Source organism: Vibrio sp. 10N.222.46.A1 (genome assembly GCF_041473595.1).
Lineage (GTDB): Bacteria > Pseudomonadota > Gammaproteobacteria > Enterobacterales > Vibrionaceae > Vibrio > Vibrio tasmaniensis_A.
The window spans coordinates 1-448 of record NZ_JBFRSN010001652.1 but is presented as its reverse complement, the minus strand read 5'-3'; the positions used below and the strand labels follow the sequence as shown (position 1 = coordinate 448).

Genomic DNA, 448 nt, shown 5'->3' with positions numbered 1-448 from the left:
TTGCTGCTCTGGTTCTACGAAGCTGTATGTGATTGCTTCGTGGTAGCCACGGTCTACAAGAAGGTCACGAACGCGCTTAAGCGGTTGGTTAGCTTCTTTGTGGTCATTCATTTTAAGTGCCGCTTTAGGCGCTTGGTTTGGAATGTTATCGTAACCGTAGATACGACCTACTTCTTCAATTAGGTCTTGCTCGATTGCGATATCAAAACGCCAAGATGGAGACGTTGCCGTCCAACCCGCTTCCGTCGTCTCCGTATCTTCTACAACAGAAACAGTACAACCTAGGCGAGTAAGAATTTCCACTACGTCTGTAGATGGGATTTCGTGACCTAGTAGGCTGTCTAGCTTAGCGCGACGTAGAGCAACTACGTTTGCTTTAGGTAGATCAGCTTCAGATTCGCTGCCGTTTACTGGCGCAACTTCACCACCACAGATTTCAACTAGAAGC

The 448-nt window shown here is 47.5% G+C and carries 1 pseudogene; it reads right to left on the bottom strand.

The window, feature by feature from the left end:
- Positions 1–448, bottom strand: a pseudogene (pheT, locus tag AB4496_RS28665) (phenylalanine--tRNA ligase subunit beta); the annotation flags it as partial.